This window comes from Rhodococcus sp. 14-2470-1a, from assembly GCF_002259425.1.
Lineage (GTDB): Bacteria > Actinomycetota > Actinomycetes > Mycobacteriales > Mycobacteriaceae > Rhodococcoides > Rhodococcoides fascians_E.
Window position 1 is genome coordinate 19,185 of sequence record NZ_NPFZ01000048.1, and the last position, 18,890, is coordinate 38,074.

Sequence of the window (18,890 nt, forward strand, 5' to 3'; positions counted from 1 at the left end):
ACCACCGATCACGACAGGGCCGGAATGACCTCGCGCTCGAACAGTTCGATGCCGGAACGGTCGTAGGCGGCTTCCGGGAAATAGAAGATGCCGTACGCGAGCCCCTTCTCCTTCAGCGCCGTCAAATTCTCGACGATCTGCTCCGGCGTGCCGACACCGGGAAGACCACGGAACGCGTCGAGCGCCGCGTCCGCCTTCTCGGCCCCCACGTACTGCGTCAGACGCGCCTGAAGCTGGTCCAGCCTGTCCTTCACTTCTGCTTCCGTGGTCCCGATCGCGACGTTGTAGTTGGACGAGCGCACGATCGAGTCGAAATCGCGTCCGACCGCGTCGCAGTGCCCCTTCAGCAACTCCGACTTACGCGTGAATCCCTCCGGGGTGCCGTCGAAGTTGGTGTAGTCGGCGTACTTCGCCGCGATCTTCAGCGTGACCTTCTCGCCGCCGCCGGCGATCCACAGAGGGATGCCGCCTTCCTGGACCGGCTTGGGCCACACCCGAGCGCCATCGACCTGGAAGTACTTGCCGTCGAGCGTCGCCTCACCGGTTTCCCAGGCCTGCTTGAAGATCTGCACACCCTCCTCGAGTGCGCCAAGACGCTGCCCGGCGGGAGGGAAGCCGTATCCGTATGCCCGCCACTCGTGCTCGTACCAGCCGGCACCGATACCCATTTCGACGCGGCCGGCCGAGATCAGATCCACCGTCGCCGCAACTTTCGCCAGATACGCGGGATTGCGGTACGCCATCGACGTGCACATCTGCCCCAGACGGATTCGCGACGTCGTCGCCGCGAACGCGGACATCAGAGTCCAGGCCTCGTGCGTCGCCTCGTCCGTCGGCTCGGGGACGGTATGGAAATGGTCGTACACCCACAATGATTCCCACGGTCCGGCGTCGGCGGCGGATGCGAGGTTCCGCATCACGTCCCACTGCGCCGCAGGATCGATACCGACCAGGTCGAGTCGCCAGCCTTGAGGAATGAAGAGTCCGAATCGCATGACCGGAATCCTACCGATCCAGTAGGAATCACACTCCTCGACCGACACCGCCGATGACGGACGACCACGATGCCCGAAATGTGACACCAGCTACGCTGCAGGAATGTCCGCGGAGTATCAGAGCCGAACCGTCGAGCGCCTACGCCCGTTCGGATCCACCATCTTCGCCGAAATGACGGCGCTCGCCGTGTCCACCGGTGCCGTCAACCTCGGCCAGGGTTTCCCCGACACCGACGGACCCGCGTCGATGCTCGACGCCGCGAGGGGCGCCATCGCCGACGGCTTCAACCAATACTCACCCGGGCCGGGGTTGCCCGTTCTGCGCGACGCCGTCGTCGCGGACAGACAGCGCCGTCTGGGCATCGAGTACGACCCGGCAACGGAAGTGCTGATCACCGTCGGCGCCACCGAAGGCATCGCAGCCACCATTCTCGGACTGGTCGAACCCGGCGAAGAGGTTCTGCTCATCGAGCCGTACTACGACTCCTACGCAGCTGCCATCGCACTGGCCGGGGCACGACGCAAGGCCGTCTCGCTGGTCCCGGACGGCAACGGATTCGCGCTCGACACCGATGCCCTGGCCGCAGCGATCGGCCCGAACACGAAACTCCTCGTGGTCAACACACCGCACAACCCCACCGGGACCGTGCTCACACACGCCGAGCTGACGCGAATCGCCGACATCGCCTGTGAGCACGACCTTCTGGTCCTGACCGACGAGGTCTACGAACGACTGACCTTCGACTCCCCCGACTCGTCCGGTCGATCGGCGAGATCCACCCACGTATCACTCGCGTCTCTCCCTGGAATGTTCCAGCGCACGGTCACCGTGTCCAGTGCCGCAAAGACCTTCAACGCCACCGGCTGGAAAACCGGCTGGGCCTTGGGACCACGTGAGCTCATCGATGCAGTACGCGCGGCCAAACAGTTCATGACCTTCGTCGGCGGAACTCCGTTCCAGCCTGCCGTCGCGCATGCGTTGAATCACGAGGACGCGTGGGTGGAGAATCTACGTACGTCCCTGCAGGCCAAACGAGATGTACTGTCCTCCGCGCTCGCCGACGCCGGTCTCGACGTGAAGGCAAGCGACGGAACCTATTTCGTGTGCGCGGACATCTCGTCGGTGGGCGGAGTCGACGCCCTGCAGTTCTGCCGAACCCTGCCGGAGAGAATCGGAGTCGCGGCCGTTCCGGTCAGCGCCTTCGTCGACGATCCGACGCCCGCCTCCGGCCCGAGCAACTGGACGACGCTCGTACGGTTCGCTTTCTGCAAGAAGGACGACGTGCTCGCCGACGCCGCCTCCAGGCTACTCACGCTGTGATCCCATGAGTGCCCGTACGATTCCTGCCGAGTTCATCGCCAAGGCTGTCGTGCTCGCCGAGAGCGGTGGCGTCGACCTGTCCTACCCCATGACCATCGCCGGAATCGACCGGTCTTCGCTGCACGATCCGAGCAACCGGCTGACCGCCGAGCAGGTCACCCTGTTCACCCAGGCGGCATGGCAGGTCACCGGTGACGAACTGTTCGGACTTGCGTCGACGCCGATGCGGCGCGGAAGTTTTCGGGTCATCTGTCTGACGCTGATCCACTGTCCCGACCTTTCCGCCGCACTCAACCGCATGTCCGAGACGACCCGTGTTCTGTCGGGAATGCCCCCGATGCTGATCACCGGCGACGACGGGGCGACGCGGCTGACCATCCCGCCCGCCGACAACAGCCACCTACCCGAGCATGCGAGGGCTGCTGCCGGCAGATTGCTCACCGACTTCCGGATGGTTCTGGTGCACCGCTTCGCTGCATGGCTCATCGGAGGACGAGTCAAACTGCATTCCGTCGAACTCCCCTACGACCTCGACGATCCGTCCACGGGGAAGCTCTACGACCGAATGTTCGGTACGAGAGTCACTTTCGGAGCGGACGTAGCCGCTCTGGAGTTCGACAACTCCGCGATGCGAGCACCCATCGTGCAAACGGAGGACACTCTCGCCGAGTATCTCCGCGAATCCCCCAACCTCCTGTTCACGGCCCGCGACTACGACAGCACAGCATCCGCCCAAGTCCGACGTGCACTCGAACTCGGCCTGCAGGGTCAAGCACCCGGCACCGACGACATCGCGGACATGTTGTCCGTCAGCACCGCCCATCTACGTCGACTCCTGCGGCAAGAAGGCACGTCCGTCAACCAGATTCGTGAGGAAGTCCTACGAGACGCCGCCGTCTCCGGTCTGAGCCGCGGCGACTCGGTGGACGACATCTCCAACAGACTGGGCTTTTCCGAACCGTCCGCATTCCGCCGAGCCTTCAAGCGCTGGACAGGACAGACCCCCGGTGCCTACCGCTGACACCCCGTCCCGGTCAGGACACGCAGAACTCGTTTCCCTCGGGATCGGTCATGGTGATCCACGTGCTCGGACCGACCTGACCGCGGTGCGAGACCGAGGCCCCGGCGTCGACCAGCTTCTGGGCGATGGCCTCGCGTTCGTCGCCGACCCTGATGTCGAAGTGAAGACGGTTCTTGACCGTCTTCGGCTCGGGCACGAGTTGGAAGAGAACACGCGGGGTTCCAGGAGTGTCCGGATCGAAGATCGCCGCGCCGATCTTCCAGACCAGGTCGCCCTCGAACACCACGGTGTCCTCCTGCCTGGCGTGACCCGCCGCGATCAGGCCCTCGATGAACGCACCATCGGTGGGTTCGACGACCCACCCGAGCGCGGATGCCCACCATTTCGCCTGCTCATGAGGTTTCCCGCTGTCCACCGTGACCTGAAATTCGTATCCCATGTGCACACGATAGGCCGATGCACCGACACGCATACGTCGGTCAGTCGACGTTCTCCGCAGCAGCGTTCAACGCAGACGCAATATCGTCCAGGACGACGGGAATGGTCAGCACGGTGAGTCCACCGAACGCGAAGTTCTTTTCCACCGAGAAGCTTTCGGTCGAAGCGGTTCGTCCATCGGCGACGACGGGAAGCTCGGCGATGACCGGTTCCGCCAGGAACGCGGCCAGGGACGGCTTGTCGTACGCGACGACGAAGAGGACGTCCGATGCGATCGCCGACGCCTTCTCGTAACTGAGGTCGAAGTACACGGCCTCGGCGTCGTCGGTGGGATCGGACTGCTGAATCGACTCCTCGTTGACCAGACCGAGTTGCTCGAGGAACTCCACGCGCACGTCGTCGTCCTTGCTCACCGAGAACACACCGGGCTCGTTCGGCAGGGCGACCGTGATCGACTTGTCCTTCAGCGCGGGGTATTTCGCCGCGACCTCCGCGATGTTCTTCTCCGTATCCGCGACGACCGCGGCCGCTTCGTCCTGCTTGCCCAGGGCCTCGCCTGCAATCGTCACCTGCTCTTGCCACGACGCGGTCCACTGTCGCTCCGGATACGCGACGACGGGCGCGACCTCGGACAGCGCGTCGAACTCGGCCTGGCTCATGCCGGAGTAGGGCGCGAAGATCAGGTCGGGTTCGGCCAGGGCGAACTGTTCGATCGGGGCTTGGCCGGTGCCGTCTCCAGCCAACAATGTGGGAGTCGCGGCGCCGAGTTCACCGAGAGCGGTTCGATCCCACGGCAGCACGCCCTCGGCGTCGGCGCCGTAGCTTTCACCGACGAATGCCGGCATTGCGACCGGCACCACGCCCAAGGCCAGGAGAGCATCCTGGTTGGACCAACCCCAGGTGGCAACGCGAGTCGGGGCCGAGTCGATGGTGGCGCTTCCGAGAGCGGAGTCGATGGTGACAGGAAACGAACCCGCCGCCGCGGCCGACCCGGTCGCTGCGGACGTCTCGGTGTCGGCCGCAGAGTCACCGGAGTCGGTACTGCATCCGACCAGCGCCGTTGCCATCGAAGCAGCAACGAGGAACGCGGTGATACGACGCGTCGGCGACCCTATGTACATCGACAGAACCCTCCGAGAGTTGGTTTAGGTTCACTAAAGTAGCACGCTGGGAAGGGTCGCCTAACCTCGTAACAGCCAGCCCTTGATATAAGTGGAACATACGTTCGAAAGCAGCTACGCTGGCGTGATGAGCGTGGAACTTCAGGGCTCGCTGTTCACCGACGACGAGGAGCGGTTCGGTCCTCTCGGATCGACCGTGAGCAGGCGGGCACTGTCGAACGGCGCATGGGTGGACGTGAGGCCGGGATGGGCAGGCTCGATCGATCTGTTCGACCGCCTCGTCGACGCGGTGGACTGGCGGTCGGAGCGGCGTCGGATGTACGACCGCGTGGTCGACGTGCCTCGCCTGGTCCGGTTCTATTCGGAATCCGAGCCGTGGCCGGATCCGGCGTTGGACGAAGCCAAGAACGCACTCGACGCACACTACGGCCGGGAACTGGGCGAGACGTTCGCGACGGCCGGATTGTGTTATTACAGAGACGGATCCGACAGTGTGGCGTGGCACGGCGACAACATCGGCCGCAGCGCCACCGAGGACACGATGGTCGCCATCGTCTCGCTCGGCGCCACCAGGCAACTGATGCTGCGCCCCCGTGGAGGCGGCACATCACTGAAATTCACACTGGGACATGGCGATCTGATCGTCATGGGCGGCTCGTGTCAGCGCACCTGGGAGCACGCCGTCCCCAAGAGCACCCGCGCGACCGGACCACGCATCAGCGTGCAGTTCCGGCCGCGCGGTGTCCGCTAACCGCGGCGAGTCTCGACGGCGGCAGCCAACACATCGAGTTGTGCTGCAGTGGTGTCCCAATCGAGGCACGCGTCGGTGATGGACTGGCCGTAGGTCAGGTCCTCCTTGCGTCCGAGCGTCAGATCCTGACGGCCTGCGACGAGGAAGCTCTCGAGCATGACACCGACGATGCCGTGCTCACCCTCGCCGAGGCGTCGGGCAACGTCGGTGACCACGTCGACCTGCTTGTTGTGGTCCTTGCGGCTGTTGCCGTGACTGGCGTCGATGACGACGCGCTCGGGTAGCGACGACTTCCGCAGACGCGCGACCGTGTCGGCGACGGATTCTGCGTCGTAGTTCGGTCCGTCGGTGCCGCCGCGCAGGATGACGTGGCAGTCCGGGTTGCCGGTGGTGCGAATCAACGCGGCCTGGCCGTCCAGATCGGTACCGGGGAACACATGGCTCGAGGCGGCAGCACGGGTACCGTCGACCGCGACCTGGATGTCGCCTTCCGTCGAATTCTTGATCCCGACGGGCATCGACAGAGCGCTGCACAGCTGGCGATGCACCTGGCTGGCTGCGGTGCGAGCACCGATGGCGCCGTAGCTGACCAGGTCCGCGATGTACTGCGGCGTGATCGGGTCGAGGAATTCGCACCCGACCGGCAGTCCGAGAGCGGAAATGTCCACCAGCAGCTGACGCCCCACGCGCAGACCGGAATTGATGTCGAACGAGCCGTCGAGGTGCGGATCGTTGATCAGGCCCTTCCAGCCCAGCGTCGTACGCGGCTTCTCGAAGTACACGCGCATGACGATGTGCAACCGATCGCCCAGCTCGGACGCCTTCTCGGCGAGTGTGCGTGCGTACTCCATCGCGGCGTCGGTGTCGTGCACCGAGCACGGCCCGACCACCACGATGAGACGGTCGTCCGCGCCGTTCAGGATGTCGACCACACCGGCGCGGCCGCGACGAACCGTCGACGACACCGCGTCGTCGGCGGCGTGCTCACGTCGCAGCAACGACGGCGCCACCAGCGGGCTGATGCTGATGGTGCGCTGATCGTCCAACGACGTATCGGTAGGGGTGACAGCTGTAGTCATGAGAAATCCTTTTCGATTCTCAGACCGGCCCTCGGAGAGCTCCACGCACGCTTCGAGCCGGTCTGCATCCGGCTCGTGGGGTGGGGTCTCAGCGCATGGCGTCGCTGGCTGACCCACCCGGGGCCGGCCTGCTAAACCAGAAATACGTGCGCTGCATGGAACAGACGGTAGCACGCCTCTCCACGGGGGCGGGCGCGGCACCTGCGCTCATGCGTGCAGTCGGTTCGCCCAGCGGTCGCGAGGAGCCCCGAAGACCACGGACGGCGACGCAAGAGGGAACCCGGTGATGTTCCTCCTTCTCTCCAAAACCGATTCGATCCTCGCGGCACTGAATTCGGTTCCCGCCGAAAGGTTGTGTCGACCCGGATTGCAGGCTGAAGACACGCGGAACCACCGAGGTCGAGGCGTCGCTGCGCAATCTCGTCGAGGCGCCGCGCGCCGTTCGCTAATTCTGACCTCGATCCTCCGGTGAGCGGCGAAGCGCGTCGTTCACCTTCGCGAGGATCGGCATGGCGTCCTCCACTGCCCGACGCTCGGCAGCGGGGAGTTTCGCGATTTCGGCTGAAAGTACCTCGATCCTGCGGTCGGCCCGGCGTTCGCGTCGGGCCGCCCGTTCGCCGTTCACCCGGAGCACGACGGCTCGGCCGTCGGCTGGGTCGGGGTGCCGGTCGATCAGGCCTTTGTCGACCAGTGTGCGCACCAGCGTGCTGACGGTGTTGGGGCGAAGTCGCAGTCTGGCGGCGACGTCACCGATCCGACTGTCCGGGAACGCCAGGATCGTTCGGACGACTTCGGCTTGTGCGAGCGGCAGCGTCTCGTCGGTACCGGAGGTGTCCAGGTGGAGCCGAAGAACGCGGCGTAGGTCGAATGCGACCTCGAGAAGGCCGCGGGCGACGTCGTCGGGGTGGCTCATGCCACAAAACTATATCTGACACAGATATTGTTTACCGGCACTGATGCAGGATAGCGTTACCTCATCTTGTCGATCCCGTACCCAGAGGCCTCGTGAAACGCGCACCGATCTTCCTGCCCCTTCTCGCCACCGCAGTACTCGTCACCGCATGCGGGTCGAGCGAGAACCCCGCCGACCCGAGCACCACACCGACGACGACTCTCGCGGCACCGGCGGTCGTCGAGGCCCCAGGCCCGACCGGCATTCCCGACGGGATGGGCTCCCCGGGAGTCGACGACGGTGTCTTCCCCCGCACCGTCGTTCATTTCGGCGGGTCGACGGAAATACCGGCCGAGCCCACGCGAATCGTCGTCATCGCCACCGGCCAACTCGACGCGGTACTGACACTGGGCGTCGTTCCCACCGGCGTTGCCTACGGTGACGGAGCAGCCCTGGTTCCGGACTACGTCGGCCGCGAATTCCCGCAGTTCAGCGCGGAGATGGCGGAGTTCGTCGACGTCGGGAACAGGCAGGCCCCCAACCTCGAGGCCATTGCGGCGCTGGAGCCTGATCTCGTTCTCGCGAACAAGGCTGCGTCCGAGGACATTTACGCGACGTTGTCGGCGATTGCGCCGACGGTGTTGACCGAGGGCACGGGCGTCAACTGGAAGCAGGATTTCCTGCTGCTCGCGGATGCTCTCGGCCGAACCGAGCAGGCGCAGTCGTTCGTGGACGACTTCGTCTCGCGTGCACAGGATCTCGGTGACGAGGTCGGCGACGACACCGTGTCGTTCGTGCGGTTCACTGCCGATCGCGCCCGAGTGTTCGGGGTTCCGTCGTTCGCCGGCTACATCGCCTGGGATGCAGGTCTTGCACGCCCGGAAAGCCAGCAGTTCGACAAGACGTCACAGGATTTCAGTGAAGAAGAGATCCAATCGGCCGATGCGGACTGGGTTTTCGTCGGCAGTCAGGACAACGGCCCGGGTTCCCGGCAGCAGACGTACACCACCAACCCCCTGTGGACCGGGATGAGCGCGTCCACCGAAGGCCACATCGTGACCGTCGACGACGATCCGTGGTACCTCAACGCCGGTCCGACGGCGGCGACGATCGTTCTCGACGGACTGACGGAGACGTTGACCCGGTAAAGCAGTCAGGATGGGGAACGTGCGCGTTCCCCATGTGCTTGCCTCGATAGGTTGCGCACAACTTAGTTGTGCACTACATTCGTTCCTATGTCAGATGACCTCGCACTCGACCGTCAAGTGTGCTTCGCGCTGTACTCCGCATCGCGGGCTACCACCGCGGTGTATCGCCCGATGCTCGAGCGCCTCGGCGTGACATATCCCCAGTACCTCGTCCTTCTGGTGCTGTGGGAGAAGGACGGGCGCGGAGTGCGAGAGATCTGCGCAGAACTGGATCTCGACACCGGCACACTGTCTCCGCTCCTGAAGAGATTGGAAGGACTCGGCCTCATCGAACGTCGACGCCTGGCGTCGGACGAGCGTCGAGTAGAGATTCATCTCACCGACGAAGGCAAGGACCGACGCCGTCATGCCCTCGACATCCCGAAAGAGCTTGCGGGCAAGACCGGCATGACCGTGCAGGACCTCGAACACCTCCGCGACTCGTTGATCACACTGACCAACGCGCTGCACAACACGAAAGGCGTATCGGAATGAAGACGATCTACACCGCAGAAGCACTGGCCACCGGCGAAGGACGCAACGGGCACGCCCGCACGTCCGACGGCCGTCTCGACCTCGACCTCGCGATTCCCGAGGCCATGGGAGGAAGCGGCAACGGCACCAACCCGGAGCAGTTGTTCGCCGCCGGTTACGCCGCGTGCTTCCACTCGGCCCTGCAGATGGTCGCTCGCCAGGACAAGGCCGACGTCACCGACTCGGCCGTCGGCGCCCGAGTCGACATCGGACCCAACGACGCAGGCGGCTTCCAGCTCGCTGTGACGCTCGAGGTGACCCTCCCCAACCTGGCACGTGACGAAGCTCAGGCCCTCGCGGACAAGGCGCATCAGGTCTGCCCGTACTCGAACGCCACCCGGGGCAACATCGACGTGACCGTGACGGTCACGGAAGACTGAGGCGATACCGTATGCAGTCCAACGAAATTCATCTCGCATCCAGGCCACACGGTGAGCCCACGCCGGAGAACTTTCGGACCGTGACCACCGAACTGCCCGCCCTGGAGGACGGTCAGATCCTGGTACGCAACCTCTTCATGTCGGTGGATCCGTACATGCGCGGACGAATGAACGACGTCAAGTCCTACGTCCCGCCGTTCCAGATCGACGCACCTCTCGACGGTGGAGCCGTCGGCGAAGTGATCGAATCGAAGAACAGCGCGATCTCCGTCGGCGACGCCGTCTCCCACGGCAAAGGATGGCGTGATCTCGCTGTCCTCGATGGTGATTCGGCTCGTGTCGTCGACCTGACGACGGCGAACGCGTCGGCGTACCTCGGCGCGCTGGGAATGACCGGTCTGACCGCGTACTCCGGGCTGACCGCCGTTGCGCAGTTCGAGCCGGGCGACACCGTGTTCGTCTCGGGCGCGGCAGGCGCGGTCGGGTCCCTCGTCGGGCAGATCGCCAAGGCTCTGGGCGCTGCTCGCGTAATCGGCAGCGCAGGCTCACCGGCGAAGGTGAAGCGCTTGCTGGAGCTCGGATTCGACGCGGCGTTCGACTACCACGACGGACCGGTGAAGAAGCAGCTCGCCGACGCCGCACCGGACGGAATCGACGTCTACTTCGACAACGTCGGTGGCGATCACCTCGAAGCAGCACTTGCGTCCGCCAACAAGTACGGCCGGTTTGCACTGTGCGGGGCCATCTCTCAGTACAACGCCACCGAGCCGACCGCCGCGCCGCGCAACCTTGCCCTCGCCATCGGAAAGGAATTGACGCTCAAGGGATTCATCGTCGGTTCCTACAGCCACCTCGCGGGAGAGTTCTCCGAGAAGATGGCCGGATGGCTCGCCGACGGCGTCGTCGAGTGGGACGAAACCGTCGTCGACGGTCTGGAGAATGCGCCTCGCGCGTTCATCGGGCTGCTCCGCGGTGAGAACACGGGAAAGATGGTCGTCAGCATCTGACGCCCAGGCGCCGTGGAGGGCGATCCGATACCGGTCACCCCCACGGCGTCACCGACTCCCGAGAGAGGGAAAGCGCACTCCGGTCAGTCTTTCCGACCTGTCCCACAGCGCCTCCTGAACGGCGCGGTCCCGCGCAGGCCGACTGGGAGCGACGATCGTCGGATACCCTCGCAACTCCTGCCGACCGCTCGGTCCGATGTACAAGCCACCGGTGACCTCGGGTGATGTCGCTGCGTACAACTCGGGGAGAGCACCCATGTCCGCGGACTGGGCGACGATTCGGTTCCCCACCGTCAGGAATGCGTCCTGTACGGACTCGGTGTGGCCCTGCAGGTTGGTCGTCGCGTAACCGGGGTGCGCGGCAACGGACTTGATCGCTGAATTCGCCGCGGTCAACCGTCTGTCGAGGTCGAGTGCGAACATCAGGTTCGCGAGCTTCGATTGCCCGTACGCCGGCCACCGACGATACGGCCGGCGCGAGTAGTTCAGATCGTCCAGATGGATCCGACCGATCCGGTGCAGGCCGCTGGACATGGTGACGACGCGGTCGGTGATCTTCTCGATCAGCAGCCCCGTCAGAGCGAAATGCCCCAGGTGGTTGGTGCCGAACTGCATCTCGAACCCGTCGGCAGTCCGGCGCTCAGGCAACGCCATCACGCCCGCATTGTTGATCAACACGTCGACGGTGTCGACGGTGTGCGCGAACGTCCTCACCGACGACAGGTCCGCCAGATCCAGTCGACGTACGTGCGCACGCGGCCCGATGCTGCGCGCGACCTCGTCGCCTCTGCCGGTGTCGCGGCAGGCGAGCACCACGTCGGCGCCGGCTGCCCCGAGGGCCCGGGCCGTCACCTCCCCCAGTCCGCTGTTGGCCCCCGTGACGATGAATCGTCTGCCCGTCTGATCCGGAATGTCCGACGTGGTCCAACCTCGCTGCGCGCTCACCGACCGAGCCTAACTCTGCAGCGGCGTCAGGACGCCCTGATCTCCTTGCTCGCTGTCGCGGACACCTCGGCCATCGGCGGCCGGTCGAGTCCCAGGACGTCGCTCGTGACGCCCCGGAACGGGTCGCTTTCGCAGCCGAACGTCGTCAGCCCGACGGCGGAGTCCGCGATGCCGAGTCGACCGAACATCGTCGCCATTATCTGCCTGCTCATCACCGCCAGCTCGGACGTCGGACGGTTGCGATGCTCCCGCACACCGAGGCCGACCTGACCGATCGAGTCGACGCCCAGGCGCCGATACGTGTCGATGAGAATCCCGATCTCGACACCGTATCCGGGGGCGAACGGTATCGACGAGAGAAGCTCGCGCGTCCCGCCGTACTCGCCGCCCAGCGGTTGCAGAACACCGGCGAGGTCCGGTAGCAAAGCGGCCAGCAGGGGACGCGCCACCATCTCGGTCACTCGCCCACCGCCGTTCGGGGACGTCATCCCGTCGCCTCGGAGCGGTCGACGATAGAACCCCTTGACCAACTGCACCCCGGTGTCCAGCAGCAGCGGCCCCAGAAGTGACGGCACGAACCGAGGGTTCGGGTCCAGCAGGTCGGAGTCGACGAACACCACGAGGTCTCCATCGGTCGCGGCCAGTGATCGCCACAGGACTTCCCCTTTGCCGGGTCGGGGTTGCAGATGCGGTACCGCCTGTTCACGGGTGACCACTCGGGCGCCCGCACGACGCGCCTCGGCCGCCGTCGCGTCGACGGATCCCGAGTCCAGGACGAGGAGATCGTCGACGAGACCGCCGAGCAGAGGCAGGATGGACCGAACCACGGCCGCGACCGTCGCCTCCTCGTTCAACGCGGGGAGAACGACCGACACGGTTCTCCCCTGTTTCGCGGCCGTCAGTTCCTCGACGGACCACAGCGCCTCGCGCCACGAATTGCGCAGAACGTCGCTCATCTACGCCACCCCGAGCGACCGGGCCAGCAGTGGCCAGGAATCGTGCAGGTCGCCCTGCCAGTACCCCCACGAATGCGTGCCGTTGTCTCGGAAGTTGTAGGTCGCCGGGATCCCCAGAGAATCGAGGCGAGCCTGCATCATGCGCGAACACCGGTCGGTCGCCGACTCGATCAAGGCTCCGACGGCCAACTGTTCCACGAGCTTTCCCGGACTACCGTTCACATCCGGCCCGTCGATGGTGTCGAGTGGCCCCGGCAGTCCGCTACCGCTGGAGATGTAGAGCTCGGTTCCTCTCAGCTTCTCCGCGTTCACGTACGGGTCGTTGTCCGTCCACGCCCGATCCGAGTCCGGACCCCACATGTTGAGAGTGTTTCCCCGACCGCGCATTTCGACGACGGATTTGACGTACGCACGCCCCAGCGGATCCGACGTCATCGCACACCCGGAGTACGACGCGGCTGCCGTGTAGAAGCCCGGATGGGCAAGGGCCAGTTGGAACACCGAAGTTCCCGCCATGGAGATACCTGCAATCGCGTTCATTCCGTTGCCACGAAACTCCGCGTCGACCACCGCGGGCAGTTCACGAGTGAGGAAGGTCGCCCACTGGTTGCGCCCGAGAACAGGATCGTCGCGGTACCAGTCGGTGTAGTAACTTGCCGCACCCCCGGTGGGTACGACGACATTGACCTGCTGGTCGCCGAAGAACCCGGCGATGTCCGTGCGGTCGAACCAGCTGCTGCCACCGTCTCCACCGGCGGCACCGTTGAGCAGATACAGAGTAGGAGCAGGGATTTCAGGATTCGCGGCCCGGTACACCGTGACCGGAATCGGCCTACCCATCGAGGGAGAGAAGACGTCCACGACGCTGGTCCGGTCCGCGATCACTCGGTTCGACACAACCGCGGCACCGCCGCCGGGGTCTGCGCCCGCACCTCCAGCCGCAACGCAGGACAACAAGCACGCCGACGCGAGCGCGGCGAGCAGTTTCAGAGCAGGGCGGTGCGACATTTGTGAAATGGTAAGTCGGACTGCATCACCGATCGCGTCGACCGACGAGAATTGAGAGAAGTCGGCGTTGGAGCAGGCCATGTTTGGGCCGTCTCACAAGCCGGAAACCGTCGCCATGTCATGCCTGCACGACCATGATGGATCCCGCGTCGGCACGCTTCGTGCTGCGCATCCGAATACACCTTAGTTGTCGGGAGAAGGGGTCCACGTGGTCAGTTTCGGTCTCATCGGCGATTGGAAACCACAGCCAGGACTGGTGACGACGTGGACCGCGACACCCGAGTCGAGGGCACGCGTGCATGCTGCGCCGCCGCACCCGACACCCGCGTCGCACATCCAGGAGGAATACCTGAAGTCCGCGTATCGAAATCGCGACTCGGGTTTTCGGTTCTCTCGATTGTGCCTGGTCACCTTCGACATCTTCGAACCGCTGGACCCGGCCGCCATGGATAGCGCGATCAACGGTTTCGTCCGACGACACGACACGTTCTCGACGTGGTTCGTCACCGACGACACCGGTGTCGTGCGCCATCAGGCCTCAGCGGACGACATCGAGCTCGCACCGACCGAGCACGGCAGATTCGACGACGAGGAAGCCCTGCGCGTCCACGTACAGAACACGACACCCGGTCCGACGTCCTGGGACTGCTTCTCGTTCGGTGTGATCGACCGCGGTGACGGGTTCACGGTCTACGCAGCGGTGGATCACCTCGACACCGACGGGATATCTCAGGCACTGACGTTCTTCGAGCTGCGCTCGCTCTACACCGACGCGGTTGCCGGGACGCTGGACGTGCAACCCTGCCTCGGCAGTTACCTCGAGTACTGCGCCCGCGAACGCACCGCATCCGGCGAGCTGACACTCGATTCGCCCGAAGTGCGTCAATGGGTCGAACTGGTGAAGGCCAACGGCGGAGACCTGCCGTCCTTCGCGCTTCCCCTCGGTGAGCTCGAGAAGTACACGCGATCCGAGGTGGCCACGCAGCCGCTCTTCGACCGAGCCGAGGGCGAGGCGTTCGACGAGGCCTGTGCCAGGTTCGGAGCGAAGTTCATCGGTGGCCTTTTCGCTGCGGCGGCGATCACCGAGTACGAACTGGCCGGCCATCTCACCTACCTCGGCCTGACTCCGAAGAGCACGAGGAGCATGCCCGCCGAGTTCGGCGCGATCGGCTGGTTCTCCAGTCTCGTCCCCGTTCAATTCCCGGTCTCGGGGACCCAGACGTTCTCGCACCTCGCCGGGGTCGCGCAGCGCGCGTTCGACGCAGGAAAGGCACTGTCCGACGTCTCGTACCACCGCGTCCTCGAACTCGTGACACCCGACACGGGTATTCGAACCCGACCCGGGTGGTCGGCGCCGATGATTTCGTACGTCGATGTCCGTACGCTGCCCGGCGCGGACATCGTCTCGAGCGTCAACGGTGGACTCTTCGGAAATCAGGGCAGTTCCGACGAGGTGTACATGTGGATCAACCGATTCCAGAACGAGACCGGGACGACCTTCATGTACCCGGGCACCGACATCGCACGGGATTCGGTGGCGCGGTACAACGCCAAGATCAGTGAAATTCTGAAGTCCGTCGCGACCACCGGCGACTACTCGTTCGCCCAGTCGATGACCGGAAAAACCGCGTAGGACAGTGCAACCCCCACGGCGCACGGCACGGCGCAGGCTCGCCGCGTGCCTGGTGGCCGTGTTCATGTTGATGATCGACGTCACGATCGTCAACGTGGCTCTTCCGTCCATCGCCACCGACATCGATGCTGGTTCGAGCGCGCAATCGCTGATCGTGTCCTCCTACACGTTGGCGTTCGCATGCACCCTGTTGACCGGGGCGTGGCTCGGCGGGATCGTCGGCCGGAGAACGGTGTTCGTAACCGGGATGTCGGTGTTCGTCGCTGCCTCGATTCTGTGCGGGGCCGCCGATTCGCCGACGCTGCTGATCGCCGCGCGAGTTCTGCAGGGCATCGCGGGCGGGATGGTGTCCGCTCAGACCGTCGCCATCATCGCCACGGCGTTTCCGCGCGAGCGCCACAGCGTCGTGTTCGCGCTGTACGGTGCCACCGCGGGCGGTGCCGCGATTCTGGGTCCGTCCGTCGGAGGGATCCTGGTCTCGTTGGACATGTTCGGCTGGGGTTGGCGGTCGGTGTTCCTCGTCAACGCACCGCTCGGCGTGGGGGCGATGGTGATCGCGGCCGCGAGCTTCTCGCGTGAGAAACCCGCAGGCGTTCAGCGTCTCGACGTTCTCGGAGTAGTTCTGTCCACCCTCGGACTGGTCCTTCTGATCTATCCGTTGGCTCACAGTTACGAGCACGGATGGAGTATCGGCGGCACCTCGGCAGTTCTCGCCTCGCTCGCGGTCCTCGCGCTGTTCGTACTCCACGAACGGCGATGGAGCCGAGCCGGACGCCACCCCATGGTGAGGGTCGATCTGTTCCGGCAACGTACGTTCGCACTCGGCTGCGCCCTGTCCGTTCTCATGTTCGGCTCGTTCACCGGCTTCTTCTTCACCGTCTCGCTGAGTCTCCAGTTCGGCCTGGAGTTGTCGCCGATGCGCACCGGCGTGATCACGTTGCCGTTCGCGGTCGGCGCCGCGGTGTTCTCGGTCCTGTCTCCAACCTTGTTCGCACGGCTCGGCACTCGGATGCTGCCGCTCGGCTTCGTCCTCTTCGGTGTATCCATGATGTGCTTCGCCGCCCTCACCTACCGTGAGGACACGGCACACAGCCTCGCCCTGCTGGCACCACCACTGTTCGTCGGCGGCGCAGGGATCGGCGTGTTCGTCGCACCGTTGCAGACGACGATCGTCTCGGGCACCGACGACACGACCGTCGGATCGGCGTCGGGGTTGATCCCTACCGTCCAGCAGGTCGGTCAAGCCGTCGGAATCGCTCTCGTGGGACTGCTGTTCTTCCACCGACTGCCGACGCTGTCGGACGCACTCCCACCGGGCAGCACCGGGTGGATCGCCGCACAGCCGTACATCGTCGCTCAGCGTCACGTGTTCTTCGTACTGTCCGCCGTCGTCGCGTGTGCGGCGGTGCTTGCCTTCGCCTTGCCCAAACGGGTCGCGGGGCCGCCGCCCGTTCCCGTACCTGCCTGATCACCGCCCGCCCGAGAAGAAGGAAAGATCCGTGCGTTCTCGCATCACCGCTGTGTTCGTAGTGCTGGCAGCCGTCGGCGCCCTGGTCGGGTTTCCGGCCACCGCTGCCGCGGAACCCGTCGAACTGGTCGCCGATCCAGATCCGTTCTACGCCGCGCCCGCCGACGTGGCCGACGCCGCCAACGGCGACGTCCTCGACAGCCGACGTGTCCCTACGTCCGCGTACCCGGGCACCGACGTGTGGCAGGTCAAGTTTCGCTCCACCGATTCCGCAGGCGATCCCATCGCGGCCGTGACGACTGTCCTGATGCCGCAGGGACACGGTGAGGGCACGCCCCTCGTGTCGTACCAGGCGATCGTCAATGCCCTCGGCACCAAATGCGCACCGTCGCACGGGTTGTTCTCCGAGGAACTGATCGAAGCACCGGCCGTGTATCTGGGAATGGTCGCCCGCGGCTGGGCCGTTGCCGTGCCGGATTACCTCGGCCCGACGGCAGCCTACGGTGCCGCGCGCATGGCGGGCCAGATCACCCTCGACGGTGTACGAGCGGTGAAGCGGTTCGAGCAACTGCCGCTCCGTGACTCGCCGGTCGGCCTACTGGGCTACTCCGGCGGTGGACTCGCGACATCCTTCGCTGCTGCGCTCGCGCCGACGTACGCGCCGGATCTCGACATCGCCGGAATCGCCGAGGGTGGAATCCCGGCCGATCTGGCGCAGATCGCCCAGAATTTGGCGTACAGCCCGCTACCGCACCCGGGCTTCGGCATGGCGATGGCGGTGGCGCTCGGGCTCGAACGCGAGTACCCGGGTCGATTCCCCATCACCAGCAACCTCAACGACCGAGGAATCGCACTGCGCAACAAGATGTTCAACGAGTGCCGACGCTCGATCCTCATCGACGGCGCCTTCCACAGCGCTCGCGACCTGAGCACCGCCGCGTCACTGGCGGACACACCGAGTGCGCAACAAGTACTACGCGAGAACAGTGTCACCTTCTACGACGGAGTCCCGACGGCACCACTGTTCGTGTGGCAGGGCGTCAACGACTTCATCGCCCCGTACCAGCCTGTCGCCGACATGGTCGACCGATACTGCCGATCGGGCGCCGACGTCGTGTTCCGCGGATACCCTGCGGCCGAGCACTTCTCCGCGACCGTCCTCGGCCTCCCCGAGGCCTACCTCTGGCTCGACGCCCGGTTACGTGGCGAGCCCGCGCCGAGTGGCTGTTGATCCCGAGCAACTAGGGTGGGCGCATGGCGCGTGCTCCCCTACCCGTGCGCGACGGGCTCGGTCCGACTCGGATTCGGATGCCCGACGACCCGAGCCCTGTCACTGTGTTGCAATACCTGATTTCGCGGTTTCCGCAGGACGAGAGGAGGCTCCGCGAGAAGGTTGCACTGGGTGAGGTCGTCGATGCAGGCGGCACTCCCATCTCGCTGGATTCCGTGGTGCGTCCTCGCGCGGACATCTATCTGTACCGAGACCCGCCCGACGAACCGGTCGTGCCGTTCCCGATGGAGATTCTGCATCGCGACGAGAACCTTCTGGTCGTGGACAAACCGCACTTTCTGGCGACGACGCCCCGCGGTGCCTATGTGGCGCGGTCCGCGCTGGTCGTTCTCCGTCGGGAACTCGACCTGCCGGATCTGTCGCCTGCCCATCGCCTCGATCGGCTCACCGCCGGTGTTCTCGTGTTCACGATCCGGCCCGAGGTGCGGCGCGCGTATCAGGAACTGTTCGCGGCTCGTACCGTCACCAAGATCTACGACGCCATCGCTCGCCACGATCCGAACCTGACCGTTCCGTTGGTGATCAAAAGTCGAATGGTCAAAGAGCGCGGCGTTCTTCGTGCCGAAGAGGTGCCTGGCGAGCCCAACGCCGAGACACGGGTCGAGGTCGCTGCCGTCCACGACGGCTGGGCACGGTACACGTTGACACCCAAAACCGGTCGCACACATCAACTTCGATTGCACATGAGCTCATTGGGAGTGCCGATCGTCGGGGACAACTTCTACCCGACGTTCTACGAGGTCGCTCACGACGACTATTCCCGTCCCCTGGCACTGTTGGCTCGTGAGCTGAGTTTCGACGATCCTTTCACCGGCGAACGGTGTGTCTTCGCGACCCGTCGAACGCTCGATTTTCCGTCCTGA

General features: G+C 65.0%; 19 protein-coding genes. 11 read left to right on the top strand and 8 right to left on the bottom strand.

What is annotated here, in order from left to right; genetic code table 11:
- Window positions 1-8 precede the first annotated feature (8 nt).
- Complete coding sequence (locus CH292_RS26990; RefSeq protein ID WP_094656306.1) at window positions 9-995, bottom strand: LLM class F420-dependent oxidoreductase; 987 nt, start codon at window positions 993-995, stop codon at window positions 9-11.
- A 103-nt stretch (window positions 996-1,098) separates the two neighbouring features.
- On the opposite strand from CH292_RS26990, the gene CH292_RS26995 reads away from it, so the two are divergent.
- A complete protein-coding gene (locus CH292_RS26995) occupies window positions 1,099-2,316 on the top strand; it encodes a pyridoxal phosphate-dependent aminotransferase (RefSeq protein ID WP_037165152.1) in 1,218 nt (405 codons plus the stop codon).
- Window positions 2,317-2,320: 4 nt separating this feature from the next.
- Complete coding sequence (locus CH292_RS27000) at window positions 2,321-3,337, top strand: AraC family transcriptional regulator (RefSeq protein ID WP_019667314.1); 1,017 nt, start codon at window positions 2,321-2,323, stop codon at window positions 3,335-3,337.
- A 13-nt stretch (window positions 3,338-3,350) separates the two neighbouring features.
- On the opposite strand, the gene CH292_RS27005 is transcribed toward CH292_RS27000, so the two are convergent.
- Window positions 3,351-3,776 carry a VOC family protein gene (locus CH292_RS27005; RefSeq protein ID WP_026348168.1) on the bottom strand — a complete coding sequence of 142 codons (426 nt, stop codon included), beginning with the start codon at window positions 3,774-3,776 and terminating at the stop codon, window positions 3,351-3,353.
- 40 nt (window positions 3,777-3,816) lie between these two features.
- Window positions 3,817-4,896 (bottom strand): iron-siderophore ABC transporter substrate-binding protein, encoded by a 1,080-nt coding sequence (locus tag CH292_RS27010; RefSeq protein WP_019667316.1) that lies wholly within the window; start codon window positions 4,894-4,896, stop codon window positions 3,817-3,819.
- 127 nt (window positions 4,897-5,023) lie between these two features.
- On the opposite strand from CH292_RS27010, the gene CH292_RS27015 reads away from it, so the two are divergent.
- Entirely contained in the window at window positions 5,024-5,647 is a 624-nt protein-coding gene (locus CH292_RS27015; RefSeq protein WP_019667317.1) for an alpha-ketoglutarate-dependent dioxygenase AlkB, read from the top strand.
- Here CH292_RS27015 and CH292_RS27020 read toward each other — a convergent pair.
- Complete coding sequence (locus tag CH292_RS27020; RefSeq protein WP_094627350.1) at window positions 5,644-6,726, bottom strand: 3-deoxy-7-phosphoheptulonate synthase; 1,083 nt, start codon at window positions 6,724-6,726, stop codon at window positions 5,644-5,646. The genes CH292_RS27015 and CH292_RS27020 overlap by 4 nt on opposite strands.
- Window positions 6,727-7,171: 445 nt before the next feature.
- The gene (locus tag CH292_RS27030; protein WP_037165134.1) at window positions 7,172-7,639 is read right to left on the bottom strand and encodes a MarR family winged helix-turn-helix transcriptional regulator; all 468 of its coding nucleotides are present in this window, start codon (window positions 7,637-7,639) and stop codon (window positions 7,172-7,174) included.
- A 92-nt stretch (window positions 7,640-7,731) separates the two neighbouring features.
- Between CH292_RS27030 and CH292_RS27035 the strand changes: the two genes are divergently transcribed.
- From CH292_RS27035 to CH292_RS27050, 4 genes are all read left to right on the top strand, one after another.
- Entirely contained in the window at window positions 7,732-8,766 is a 1,035-nt protein-coding gene (locus CH292_RS27035; protein ID WP_094656238.1) for an ABC transporter substrate-binding protein, read from the top strand.
- A gap of 87 nt (window positions 8,767-8,853) precedes the next feature.
- The gene (locus CH292_RS27040; RefSeq protein ID WP_019667322.1) at window positions 8,854-9,300 is read left to right on the top strand and encodes a MarR family winged helix-turn-helix transcriptional regulator; all 447 of its coding nucleotides are present in this window, start codon (window positions 8,854-8,856) and stop codon (window positions 9,298-9,300) included.
- Window positions 9,297-9,719 (top strand): organic hydroperoxide resistance protein, encoded by a 423-nt coding sequence (locus CH292_RS27045; protein WP_019667323.1) that lies wholly within the window; start codon window positions 9,297-9,299, stop codon window positions 9,717-9,719. Before CH292_RS27040 ends, CH292_RS27045 begins: the two co-directional genes overlap by 4 nt.
- 11 nt (window positions 9,720-9,730) lie before the next feature.
- Window positions 9,731-10,726, top strand: coding sequence for an NADP-dependent oxidoreductase (locus tag CH292_RS27050; RefSeq protein WP_094656239.1), 996 nt, complete (start codon window positions 9,731-9,733; stop codon window positions 10,724-10,726).
- A gap of 48 nt (window positions 10,727-10,774) precedes the next feature.
- Here CH292_RS27050 and CH292_RS27055 read toward each other — a convergent pair whose 3' ends face one another.
- Genes CH292_RS27055 through CH292_RS27065 form a run of 3 tightly spaced genes read right to left on the bottom strand, consistent with a single transcriptional unit; the run spans window position 10,775 to window position 13,635 of the window.
- Window positions 10,775-11,671, bottom strand: a complete 897-nt coding sequence (locus tag CH292_RS27055; RefSeq protein ID WP_094656240.1) for an oxidoreductase — start codon at window positions 11,669-11,671, stop codon at window positions 10,775-10,777.
- Between the two features lie 26 nt (window positions 11,672-11,697).
- Entirely contained in the window at window positions 11,698-12,627 is a 930-nt protein-coding gene (locus CH292_RS27060) for a glucosyl-3-phosphoglycerate synthase (RefSeq protein WP_019667326.1), read from the bottom strand.
- Window positions 12,628-13,635 (bottom strand): alpha/beta hydrolase family protein, encoded by a 1,008-nt coding sequence (locus CH292_RS27065; RefSeq protein WP_094656241.1) that lies wholly within the window; start codon window positions 13,633-13,635, stop codon window positions 12,628-12,630.
- A 208-nt stretch (window positions 13,636-13,843) separates the two neighbouring features.
- Here CH292_RS27065 and CH292_RS27070 point away from each other — a divergent pair, with 208 nt between their 5' ends.
- The 4 genes from CH292_RS27070 to CH292_RS27085 are packed head-to-tail and all read left to right on the top strand — an operon-like array spanning window position 13,844 to window position 18,890.
- Window positions 13,844-15,268 (top strand): condensation domain-containing protein, encoded by a 1,425-nt coding sequence (locus CH292_RS27070; RefSeq protein WP_019667328.1) that lies wholly within the window; start codon window positions 13,844-13,846, stop codon window positions 15,266-15,268.
- 4 nt (window positions 15,269-15,272) lie between these two features.
- Window positions 15,273-16,736, top strand: a complete 1,464-nt coding sequence (locus CH292_RS27075) for an MFS transporter (RefSeq protein ID WP_256978599.1) — start codon at window positions 15,273-15,275, stop codon at window positions 16,734-16,736.
- Window positions 16,737-16,767: 31 nt separating this feature from the next.
- The gene (locus CH292_RS27080; protein WP_033190679.1) at window positions 16,768-17,967 is read left to right on the top strand and encodes a lipase family protein; all 1,200 of its coding nucleotides are present in this window, start codon (window positions 16,768-16,770) and stop codon (window positions 17,965-17,967) included.
- Window positions 17,968-17,990: 23 nt separating this feature from the next.
- Window positions 17,991-18,890 carry a pseudouridine synthase gene (locus CH292_RS27085; RefSeq protein WP_094656243.1) on the top strand — a complete coding sequence of 300 codons (900 nt, stop codon included), beginning with the start codon at window positions 17,991-17,993 and terminating at the stop codon, window positions 18,888-18,890.

Coding starts and splice junctions, on each gene's coding strand:
- CH292_RS26990 (WP_094656306.1), bottom strand. CDS start 995: ATGCGATTCGGACTCTTCATTCCTCAAGGCTGGCGACTCGACCTGGTC.
- CH292_RS26995 (WP_037165152.1), top strand. CDS start 1,099: ATGTCCGCGGAGTATCAGAGCCGAACCGTCGAGCGCCTACGCCCGTTC.
- CH292_RS27000 (WP_019667314.1), top strand. CDS start 2,321: ATGAGTGCCCGTACGATTCCTGCCGAGTTCATCGCCAAGGCTGTCGTG.
- CH292_RS27005 (WP_026348168.1), bottom strand. CDS start 3,776: ATGGGATACGAATTTCAGGTCACGGTGGACAGCGGGAAACCTCATGAG.
- CH292_RS27010 (WP_019667316.1), bottom strand. CDS start 4,896: ATGTACATAGGGTCGCCGACGCGTCGTATCACCGCGTTCCTCGTTGCT.
- CH292_RS27015 (WP_019667317.1), top strand. CDS start 5,024: ATGAGCGTGGAACTTCAGGGCTCGCTGTTCACCGACGACGAGGAGCGG.
- CH292_RS27020 (WP_094627350.1), bottom strand. CDS start 6,726: ATGACTACAGCTGTCACCCCTACCGATACGTCGTTGGACGATCAGCGC.
- CH292_RS27030 (WP_037165134.1), bottom strand. CDS start 7,639: ATGAGCCACCCCGACGACGTCGCCCGCGGCCTTCTCGAGGTCGCATTC.
- CH292_RS27040 (WP_019667322.1), top strand. CDS start 8,854: ATGTCAGATGACCTCGCACTCGACCGTCAAGTGTGCTTCGCGCTGTAC.
- CH292_RS27045 (WP_019667323.1), top strand. CDS start 9,297: ATGAAGACGATCTACACCGCAGAAGCACTGGCCACCGGCGAAGGACGC.
- CH292_RS27050 (WP_094656239.1), top strand. CDS start 9,731: ATGCAGTCCAACGAAATTCATCTCGCATCCAGGCCACACGGTGAGCCC.
- CH292_RS27060 (WP_019667326.1), bottom strand. CDS start 12,627: ATGAGCGACGTTCTGCGCAATTCGTGGCGCGAGGCGCTGTGGTCCGTC.
- CH292_RS27065 (WP_094656241.1), bottom strand. CDS start 13,635: ATGTCGCACCGCCCTGCTCTGAAACTGCTCGCCGCGCTCGCGTCGGCG.
- CH292_RS27085 (WP_094656243.1), top strand. CDS start 17,991: ATGGCGCGTGCTCCCCTACCCGTGCGCGACGGGCTCGGTCCGACTCGG.